Source organism: Lacibacter luteus (assembly GCF_004118265.1).
Classification (GTDB): Bacteria; Bacteroidota; Bacteroidia; order Chitinophagales; family Chitinophagaceae; genus Lacibacter; species Lacibacter luteus.
The window spans coordinates 87,365-98,612 of sequence record NZ_SDHW01000008.1; the positions used below are offsets into that span (position 1 = coordinate 87,365).

General features: G+C 41.5%; 6 protein-coding genes. All 6 read left to right on the top strand.

Annotated features, from left to right (window positions below; translation table 11 throughout):
• Position 1 precedes the first annotated feature (1 nt).
• The 6 genes from ESA94_RS19735 to mgrA all read left to right on the top strand — a co-directional run bounded on the left by ESA94_RS19735 (position 2) and on the right by mgrA (position 11,237).
• Positions 2–1,186, top strand: coding sequence for an AGE family epimerase/isomerase (locus tag ESA94_RS19735; RefSeq protein ID WP_129132676.1), 1,185 nt, complete (start codon positions 2–4; stop codon positions 1,184–1,186).
• Positions 1,187–1,263: 77 nt separating this feature from the next.
• Positions 1,264–2,751 carry a sialate O-acetylesterase gene (locus ESA94_RS19740; RefSeq protein ID WP_129132677.1) on the top strand — a complete coding sequence of 496 codons (1,488 nt, stop codon included), beginning with the start codon at positions 1,264–1,266 and terminating at the stop codon, positions 2,749–2,751.
• Complete coding sequence (locus tag ESA94_RS19745; RefSeq protein WP_205756025.1) at positions 2,748–5,126, top strand: glycosyl hydrolase family 95 catalytic domain-containing protein; 2,379 nt, start codon at positions 2,748–2,750, stop codon at positions 5,124–5,126. The genes ESA94_RS19740 and ESA94_RS19745 overlap by 4 nt, the downstream gene beginning before the upstream one ends.
• A 3-nt stretch (positions 5,127–5,129) precedes the next feature.
• Positions 5,130–7,727, top strand: coding sequence for a family 20 glycosylhydrolase (locus ESA94_RS19750; protein ID WP_129132678.1), 2,598 nt, complete (start codon positions 5,130–5,132; stop codon positions 7,725–7,727).
• Positions 7,728–7,751: 24 nt separating this feature from the next.
• Positions 7,752–10,058: a glycoside hydrolase family 20 protein gene (locus ESA94_RS19755; RefSeq protein ID WP_129132679.1), complete on the top strand. Its 2,307-nt coding sequence runs from the start codon at positions 7,752–7,754 to the stop codon at positions 10,056–10,058.
• A 159-nt stretch (positions 10,059–10,217) separates the two neighbouring features.
• Positions 10,218–11,237: an L-glyceraldehyde 3-phosphate reductase gene (gene mgrA / locus ESA94_RS19760; protein WP_129132680.1), complete on the top strand. Its 1,020-nt coding sequence runs from the start codon at positions 10,218–10,220 to the stop codon at positions 11,235–11,237.
• The last annotated feature ends 11 nt before the right edge of the window (positions 11,238–11,248 follow it).

Sequence of the window (11,248 nt, forward strand, 5' to 3'; positions counted from 1 at the left end):
GATGGCTTATACAAGAGAAGACCTGGTTGCTTTGCAGCAATTTTACAGCAACCAGTTGTTGAATGATACCGTTCCGTTTTGGTTTCCCGGTTCGTTCGATACAGAACATGGTGGTTTTTTATTAATGCGTGATGCAGATGGTTCATTGATCGATGATGACAAAGCAGTGTGGATACAGGGAAGAGCTACATGGCTTTTATCAACCTTGTACAACACCGTTGAGCAAAAACAGGAATGGCTGGATGGTGCAAAGTTGGGTTATGAATTTCTCAACAAACATTGCTTTGACAGTGACGGTCAAATGTTCTTTCATGTAACACGTGATGGGCAGCCAATCCGTAAGCGTCGTTATTATTTCTCCGAAACATTTTATGTAATTGCTGCTGCGGCTTATGCAAAAGCAAGCGGCAGTGAAGAAGCAGCTGCCAATGCAAGAAGAGTATTTGGCGAATGTATTGCCTACGCAAGTGGTGAAAAAACATTGCCTGCAAAGTTTACCGGCACCCGACCAACACGTGGTATTGGTGTGCCCATGATCATGACTAATACAGCGCAACAGTTAAGAGAGGTGATTGGTGATGATCGTTGCGATGAATGGATAACAAAATGGATTAGCGATATTGAAACTTACTTTGTAAAAGATGATATCAAATGTGTGATGGAACAGGTGGCGCCTGATGGAAGCATCATCGATCATATTGATGGGCGCACACTCAATCCCGGTCATGCTATTGAAGGTGCATGGTTTATTCTGCACGAAGCAAAACACCGTAACAACGATCCGCACCTGATTGAACTTGGTTGCAAAATGCTCGACTATATGTGGGAGCGTGGATGGGATAAAGAGCATGGAGGCATTTTGTATTTCCGTGATGTGTATAATAAACCTGTGCAGGAATACTGGCAGGATATGAAATTTTGGTGGCCGCACAACGAAGTGATCATTGCTACTTTGCTTGCGTATTTAATGACAGGTAACGAAAAATATGCACAATGGCATAAACAGGTGCATGAATATGCGTACAGTCATTTTCACGATAAAGAAAACGGTGAGTGGTTTGGTTACCTGCATCGTGATGGTAGTATTGCACAAACAGCAAAAGGAAATTTATTCAAAGGGCCATTTCATTTGCCACGACAGGAATGGTATTGTATGCAGACACTGAAGGAACATTTGCTGAAATGATTTTTGCGCATACGGTTGAGCGTTCGTAGAAGAATTATTTTATGTTATTTACAGGAGCATATTTACTTGTTAAGACAATGAAATACTTGTCATTTGGTTTACTTTTTTTTCCCATTGTTGCCACCGCTCAGTTTTCGGTGGCAACTGTTTTTTCGGGCAATATGGTTTTGCAAAGAGAAAAGCCAATTGCTGTTTGGGGAAAAGCCATTCCCGGAAATACTGTTGAAGTAAGATTGGGCAGAAATAGGAGTACCACTGTCACAAAAAGCGATTCATCCTGGATCGTTTATTTACCAAAGCAAAAAGCAAACACAGAAAGTCAAACGCTTTATGTGAGCAGTGCTGATACCGCTGTTCTGTTTTCGAATATTTTGATTGGTGATGTATGGATATGTTCGGGACAAAGTAATATGGAGTGGGCAATGAAAAAGGAAATGCATTGGAATGAAGAGAAGCTCAAAGCAAATCAACCAATGATCCGTTTTATGAATCCGCCTCCTGCCGGTCGTTATGTGTATGGCGTGGCTTATACCGATTCACTCACACGTCGTTTAAATGAAGACAGTTTTTATTTATGGAACGGATGGGAGCTTTGCGATTCAAGTACCGTACAAACCATGAGTGCGGTAGCTTATTATTTTGCCAAAAGCATAGTTGCAAATGAACATGTTCCAATCGGTTTGATCAATCTTTCTATTGGCGGCGCACCTGCTGAAACGTTTATACGTGTTGATGCAATGCGTAACAGTAAACAGTTTGCAGAGAAAGTAAAAGGTAATTGGTTAAGCAATGATGCATTGCCGAAATGGATGCGTCAACGTGGTAGTGAAAATGTAGGCAATCTATCTTTTGTACCTGCAGATGAACTTGGTCCCAATCATGCATACAAACCGGGCTTTGCTTACACGGCAGGTATCGAGCCATTGCTTCAGTTTCCGGTAAGAGGCGTGCTTTGGTACCAGGGCGAAACGAATGCAGAAGAGATTGAACGTGTAAACGAATACCGGTCGTTAATAAAGTTGTTGATCGATGATTATCGGCTGCAATGGAAACAAGCAGATATGCCTTTTTATTGGGTGCAGTTATCTTCTATTGAACGCCCACTGTGGCACATGTTCAGAGATGAGCAACGTAAATTACTGGCTGATGTAAAGAATGGCGGTATGGCAGTTTGTAGTGATGTTGGTGCTAAGAATGATGTACATCCCACCAATAAAAAAGCAGTAGGTGAACGTTTGGCAAGATGGGCTTTATATACTACTTATGGCAAAAAGGAAATTGTTCCTTCCGGCCCACTACCTGTGAAAGCTGTTTATACGAACGGGCAGGTAATTATTTCTTTCCGTTATGCAGATGGTTTGCAAACAAAAAATAACGAATTGTTGCAGGGTTTTTCTATTGATGGTGAAGAAGTAACTGAGGCTTTCATTCAGAATAAACATGTGTTAGTGAAAACGAAACAAAAGCCTGCCTATATTTATTATGGCTGGCAACCATTCAGTAAAGGTAATTTGCTGAATGCTGAACAATTGCCGGCTTCCACCTTTAAACTAAAAGTTGAATGAATAAGTATTTGATTGCTTCCGTTGTTTTTCTTTTCTCAGTAGTTGTAAGCACTGCTCAACGCAACGATGTAACACTTCGTTTTAATGCACCTGCCACACATTTCACCGAAAGTTTGCCGTTAGGTAATGGCCGCTTAGGTGCAATGATGTTTGGCGATATAAAAAAAGAACGCATTGCTCTCAACGAAATTTCATTGTGGAGTGGTGGTCCGCAGGATGCAGATGATGAAACAGCTTTTCAATACCTGAAACCGATACAGGATCATTTGCTGGCAGGTAATAACAAAGCCGCACAGGATATTTTACAACAACATTTTATTTCAAAAGGAAAGGGATCGGGACACGGCAGAGGTGCAAATGAAAAGTATGGTGCTTATCAAACCATGGGCGATCTGTTCATCAGTTGGAAAGACAGTAATGCAGTTGTGACAAACTATAACCGTGTACTCGATCTGGAGAAAGCAATTGCTACCACAACATTCACACGCAATGCTGCAACATATACAGAAGAAATATTTACCGATTTTGTAAATGATATTACATGGGTGCGTTTATCAACTACAAAAAAAGGCAGCATCAACGTTGTGCTTTCTTTGTACAGAAAGGAAAATGCACAGATCAAAACAAAGAAGAATACGATTGCCATGATGGGGCAACTGCCATCGGGAACTGATAAAGGAATGGAGTTTGTAACGGTTGCTCAACCTTCAGTAAAAGACGGAACAATTAAACAGGAAGGAAATGAATTGGTAATCGAAAATGCAACTGAATGCCTGATACGTATTTCATCGGTTACAAATTACGATAACAAAACCGGTAGTCTTACAACAGAAGATATTATTGAAAGAGCATTTCAGTATATCGAAAAATCGAAACAGACTTCGTATGCTGCGGCACAACAAAAAAGTACAGCAGCTTTTCAGCAGCTTTTTAATCGTTGTCGCTGGACTATGCCTGACACAAAAAAGATAGCAGCATTAACCACCAATCAACGTCTCATTAATTATAACAAAGGCGAAGAAGATCTGCAACTGCCTGTATTGTATTTCAACTTCGGACGATACCTGCTCATCTCTTCTTCCCGTCCCGGTTTGTTACCTGCAAACCTGCAGGGCTTGTGGGCTGTTGAATATCAAACTCCGTGGAATGGCGATTATCATCTCAACATCAACATACAAATGAATTACTGGCCGGCAGAGTTAACCAACTTAAGTTCACTTGCCGAGCCGATGCATCGTTTTACATCTTCATTGGTAAATAACGGAACTAAAACGGCGAAGGCTTATTACAATGCAAATGGTTGGGTAGCGCATGTCATCAGTAATCCCTGGTTCTTTACATCACCAGGTGAAGGCGCAGCATGGGGATCAACATTAACAGGTGGTGCATGGTTGTGCGAACATATCTGGGAGCATTATCGTTTCACCAAAGACACGGCCTTCTTAAAAAAATATTACCAAGTCTTGAAAGGAGCAGCACAGTTTTTACAATCCATCTTAATAAAAGAGCCAACACATGGCTGGTTGGTAACAGCGCCATCCAATTCACCTGAGCATGCCTATAAAATGCCGAATGGTTTTGTAGGCAACACATGCATGGGGCCAACAATGGATATGCAGATATGCAGGGAGTTGTTCAACGCATGTATTACAGCATCAACGGTATTAAAAACAGATGCACAATGGCGTAACGAATTAACCACAACTGTAAAACAGTTAGCGCCAAATCAAATTGGTGCAAAAGGTGATTTGAATGAATGGGTGAATGATTGGGAAGATGGTGAACCGCATCATCGCCATGTATCGCATTTGTATGGTTTGCATCCTTACGACGAAATTTCGGTTAACAAAACACCTTCACTTGCAGAAGCAGCAAAGCAAACATTGTTGCAACGTGGCGATGCAGGTACAGGTTGGAGTATGGCATGGAAACTCAACTTTTGGGCACGTCTGCATGATGGTGAACATGCATTGCAGATGTTTAAGCAATTGGTGAAACCTGTTGTGAGCGGCGATGGTATTAAGATGAGTGGCGGTGGTACTTATCCGAATTTATTCTGTGCACATCCGCCGTTTCAGATCGATGGGAATTTTGGTGCAACTGCCGGTCTAGCAGAAATGTTGTTGCAGAGCAATGAAGAAGAAATTGAGTTGTTGCCCGCACTGCCTGCTGGATGGCATACAGGATCAGTAAAAGGCTTGTGTGCAAGAAACGGGTTTAATATCAGTATAGATTGGAAAAATGGAAAGCTTGTGAACTGTTGGGTGCTTGCAAACAATAATGCAGATTGTACACTGCTTTATGCAGGAAAGAAAATAAAACTAAAAACAGTGAAAGGTAAAACTTACCGCTTCGCATGGAGTGATTTTAAATAGAACATGAATATTTTTTTCAGAAAGATATCGTTGCTGTTGCTTACAGCTTTGTTATTGATTGTTGCCAATGGAAAAGCACAGGTAAAACTGCCACTGCTACACGATAGTATGTTTTCAACTTACTATCATCAACGTGTAACTTTTTTTCAATCGATGCCGCAAACGAAAGATGAAATTATTTTTCTGGGCAACAGTATTACCGATGGATCAGAGTGGGCACAACTGTTTAATGATCTGCGGATGAAGAACCACGGCATCAGCGGTGATGTAACAGCGGGTGTCTTGCATCGTCTGCCCGTTGTTACAAACAGGAAACCATCAAAGATATTTTTACTCATTGGTACAAACGATCTGGCAAGAGGTGTTAGTGCCGACAGTGTGTTGAAGAACATGTTACTGATCGCTGATTACATAAAGCAACAATCGCCCAAAACAAAATTATATGTGCAGAGTATTTTACCGGTGAATGAATTGTATGGCAAGTTTGCAGGTCATACAAAAAATACTGAGCTCATTAAAAAAGTAAACGAGCAGTTAAAAGCAAATGCTGTGGCCCATCGCTACCAGTATGTTGATCTGTATAATTCATTCAGTAATGAAAACGGTAAACTGAAACCGGAGTTAAGCAACGATGGGTTGCATTTAATGGGAAGAGCTTATTTGTTGTGGAAGCATGTCATCTACCCCTATGTGTACGATCTGCAACCCAAAGCAGCACTGATTCCGCAACCTCAGCAACTGAAATGGAAGCAGGGCGCATTTGCAATGTACAATTGCAAAACGATTGTGGTAAACGATAATAGCCTGTCGAACGAAGCATCACAGTTGCAACGATACCTGCAATCGATCGGATGGGAAATGAAGTTGACTGATAAAGCAGCTGCAGGCGAATCGTTTATTGAAATTGGATTGGGTAACGTGAAATCAGCACAAAATGAAAGTGAAGCCTATCAGCTTGATGTAAATACTTCTTATGTAAAACTGGTTGCCAATACTGCACACGGCATTTTCAATGCTACACAAACATTGAAACAGTTGTTGCGTTCTGAAACGATGATCGATGCGGTGAGTATTACTGACTGGCCTGCCTTCAGCTGGCGTGGGTATATGATCGATGTGGGAAGAAATTATATGTCGATGCCGTTGCTGAAACAACAGATCGATGTAATGGCAGCCAACAAACTCAACATCTTTCATTTCCATGCAACAGAAGATATTGCATGGCGCATTGCCATCAAGAAATACCCGCAACTCACTGCACTCGAACACATGCTCCGCAACAAAGGCATGTATTACAATGAAGCAGAGATCAAAGAACTGATCGCTTATTGTAAAGAACGGCATATCACATTTGTGCCTGAAATTGATATGCCCGGTCATAGTGCAGCTTTTAAGCGTGCCATGAAAACCGATATGCAGAGTGACAGCGGTTTAATCATCGTTAAAAATATTCTCAAAGAGTTTATTAGAACTTATGATGTGCCTTATATCCATATTGGTGCAGATGAAGTAAAGATCACCAACAAAAACTTTGTCCCGGAAGTAACAGCATTCATCGAAAGCATGGGTAAGAAAGTGATCGGCTGGCAACCGGGTGGTAATTTCAGCAACAGTACTATCCGTCAGTTATGGATGGATGATAATGCACATCACACATCCAACAATCAAATTCAGTTTATTGATTCACGGCATTTGTATTTGAATCACATGGATCCGCTGGAAGCAGTCACAACAATTTTCAACCGCAAAATTGCAGACAAAGAAAAAGGCGATGCAACAACTCTCGGCGGCACCATTTGTATGTGGCATGACAGAGCTGTGAGTAAAGAAGAAGATGTCCTCAACATGAATCCTGTTTATCCCGGCATGCTGGCTTTTGCAGAACGCAGCTGGCAGGGTGGCGGTGTTGATGGCTGGGTGGCAAACATCGGCGAACCGAATACAACAAGAGCAAATGCTTTTGCTGCATTTGAAAAACGCTTGCTCGATCACAAACAACAATTCTATTCTAAGCTGCCATTTCCTTATACTAATCAATCTGATCTTGTTTGGAAATTGTATGGTCCGTTTGCAAACAATGGTGATCTTGCAAAACAATTTTCACCGGAGCAAAAAAGTTTTGATGCAGATAAAACAAAACCAACACTTGAACAGGTTGGTGCAACAGTGATGCTGCGCCATTGGTGGGCGCCGTTGATTAAAGGAGCAATTGCTAATGCAGAAGACAGTACTACCTGGTATGCAGTAACAAAGATCTGGAGCGATGAAGATGAAACGAAACAGTTCTGGATCGGTTTTAATAATCTTTCACGCTCACCTGCAACTGATCCACCTCCGGCAAATGCATGGGATGCTAAACAAAGTGCAGTGTGGGTGAACGGAAAATTAATTCCCGCTCCAGAATGGAAACATGCAGGTCAAAAAGGAAACAGCGAATTGCCATTGGCGGATGAAGGTTATCAGTATCGTATGCCAACAAGCATTCCGTTAAAAAAAGGATGGAACACGGTGTTGCTAAAAGCACCTGTTGGTAGTTTCAAAGGAAAAGACTGGCAAAACCCTGTGAAGTGGATGTTTACATTTGCACCAGTACAATTTTAAATTCTCAATAAATCATCATCGATCATGCCATTAAAATTTGTAAAGTTTTTATTGTTGCTTGCTTGTCCATTAGCGTTATTCTCTCAACAACAGGTATCTATTATTCCGCAACCCGTGGAGTTAAAACTGAACGAAGGGTACTTTATCATCGATAAAAATACTTCACTGCAATACAATGCAACACAAACAGCATTAAGACCTGCTGTTGATTTTTTTGTGAACGCTGTAAAAGATGTTTCAGGCATTTCGTTACAACAGAATAAAGCTGCGTCTAAAAAAATCGAACTGATCCTTTCTGCTGATAAAGCAATGAAACAGGAAGCATACAGCTTAAACGTTACTCCTTCGCTTATTCAGATCCAAGCAAGCAGCTATGCCGGTATTTTTTACGGTATGCAATCTGTTTTGCAAACATTACCACAAGTGCGTACGAATGCTGTATTGCAAGTGCCTTGTATGCAGATCAACGATGAGCCAAGTTTTAAATGGAGAGGTATGCATTTAGATGTAAGCCGTCATTTCTTTTCAGCAGATGTGGTGAAGCAATACATTGATCTGATGGCGATGTATAAGATGAATACATTTCATTGGCATTTGGTTGATGACCAGGGCTGGCGTATTGAAATAAAAAAATATCCAAAGCTTACGTCAACAGGTGCATGGCGTGTTGATCAGAACGATAAAGTGTGGGGCAGTCGTCCGCAGGCAAAACCCGGCGAAGCCGCTACTTACGGTGGCTACTACACGCAGGAACAGGTGAAGGAAATTGTGGCGTATGCTAAAACAAGAAATGTAACTGTTGTTCCTGAAATTGAAATGCCCGGTCATGTGGCATCGGCTATTGCTGCTTATCCGCAGTTGAGTTGTACACAGCAACCACAATTGCCATTAACAGGTGGCAATTACAACAACATGTCATCAAACTATTGCGCCGGTAACGAAGAAGTGTTTTCATTTCTGCAGGATGTGTTAAGCGAAGTGATCGCTCTTTTCCCATCAACTTATATTCATATTGGCGGCGATGAAGTGGATAAAGGTCCATGGAAAAAATGCGAGCGTTGCCAGGCACGTATGAAAAAAGAAGGATTGAAGAACGAAGAAGAACTACAGAGTTATTTTATTAAGCGCATGGAGAAATTCATCATCAGCAAAAAAAGAAAGATGATCGGTTGGGATGAAATACTCGAAGGTGGATTGGCGCCTGAAGCAACCGTAATGAGCTGGCGTGGTGAAGCAGGTGGTATTGAAGCAGCGAAGATGAATCATGATGTGGTGATGACACCGGGCTCTCCTTGTTACTTTGATCATTACCAGGCAGGACCGGAAGGTGAACCGTTGGCCATCGGTGGTTTCAATACAGTGAAGAAAGTGTATGATTACGAACCGATACCAAAAGAGTTAACAGCAGAGCAACACAAATATGTGTTGGGTGCGCAAGGTAATGTTTGGACAGAATATATTTCAACAGCGGAGCATTTAGAGTACATGGTGTTGCCTCGTATGTTGGCGCTGGCCGAAACAGTTTGGTCGCCTGCTGCAAATAAAAACTGGAACAGTTTCAGTGAGCGTTTGCAGTTTCATTTCAAAGCATTTGATGCAAAGGGTTTGCATTATTCGCCGGGCAATTTCACCGTAGATATTAAACCGGCGGCAAAGAATGGAAAACTGGAAGTGGCTTTGTTCTCCGAAGTGCCAACTGCTTCTATTCTTTATACAACCGATGGAACAGCGCCCACAGTATCAAGTGCAGTTTACACACAACCTATTGCAGTATCAAGCACACAAACCATTCGTGCTGTCACCATGCAAAATGGAAAGATCATGAACCTGCAACCTGTTGAGCAACGTTTTGTCATGCACAAAGCAGTTGCTGCAAATGTGCAGTATGTTCATCAGCCTTCAAGATCTTACATGGCCGATGGCATCAACTCATTAACCGATGGTGTGCGTGGAAAATCAGCGGTGAATAAATTCTGGCATGGGTTCAGTAAAAACAATCTTATTGCAACAGTTGATCTTGGTACAGAAAAAAACATCAGTCGTATTTCGCTTGGTTGTTTGCAACATTACCGTGACTGGATATTCCTGCCAACTGCAGTAAAGTTTGAAATCTCACTTGATGGAAAAACATTTACCGAAGTAGTAACTGTGCAGAATGATGTATCGGTTAATACCATCGCACTAACCATCAAAGATTTCACTGCAAAGTTTGTAGCAGCCAACGCACGTTTTGTGCGTGTAACAGCATTTACATTGGAAGCATGTCCCAAAGGCCATCCCGGCGAAGGAAAACCTGCATGGACATTTGCAGATGAATTGGAAGTGGAATAGGAACATAAACAAAAAAGGAAGATTTCAGATCTTCCTTTTTTGTTTATACAACAATGCATTTGTAAAGACAAGTAGTTTAAAAAACTATGAAATACGGTGCAGAATAATTTCTAAAAGTTCAAACTGATGATGTAGTATTGCTTTCTTAATTCCTGTAATATGTACACAGCTGCATCTAACCGATACGATTCCATGAAGTACAACCGCTGCGGTAAAAGCGGTTTGTTGTTGCCTGCCATTTCGCTGGGTCTTTGGCAAAACTTTGGTAATGCTAATGAACTGAAAGGCATGCAGGCTATTTTAGTGGCTGCTTTTGATAAAGGCATTACACATTTCGACCTTGCAAATAACTATGGCCCGCCTGCAGGTGAAGCAGAACGCAATTTTGGAAAAATACTCAGCAGCGAATTAAGTGCTTATCGTGATGAACTCATCATTTCAACGAAAGCCGGTTATTATATGTGGCCCGGTCCGTATGGCGATTGGGGTTCAAAAAAATATTTAACTGCAAGTATCGATCAGAGTTTGAAACGGATGGGTTTGGAATATGTTGATATTTTTTATTCGCATCGTCCCGATCCAAATACTGCAATTGAAGAAACAATGCAGGCGCTGGATCAGATCGTTCGCAGTGGTAAAGCATTGTATGCAGGTATTTCTAATTACAGCGCCGCACAAACAAAGCAGGCTGCAGCAGTATTAAAAACCTTGGGTACGCCTTGTGTTATTCATCAACCACGTTATTCGTTGCTCGACCGTTGGGTGGAAAAGAAAACAACATCGCAAAACGAATCGTTATTGGATGTTGTAGGTAACGAAGGAATGGGTTGTATTGTGTTTTCGCCATTGGCACAGGGAAGGTTGACTGATAAATATCTCAATGGAATTCCTGCAGATTCGAGAGTGGGGCGTTCTTTACCTAATGGTGCAATATTGCCTAAAGATCTCAATGAAGAAATGCTTGGAAAGATCAGTCAATTGAATGCATTGGCAGTGCAACGTAATCAGTCATTGGCGCAAATGGCCATTGCATGGTTGTTGAAAGATGAACGTGTAACATCGGTGCTGATGGGTGCAAGCTCAGTTGCGCAATTGCATAATAGTTTGGATGCACTCACGAATCTTTCTTTTACAGCAGAAGAACTTTTACGCATTGAAGAAATTCTGGAAAGTAAATAAAAGATAGTTAA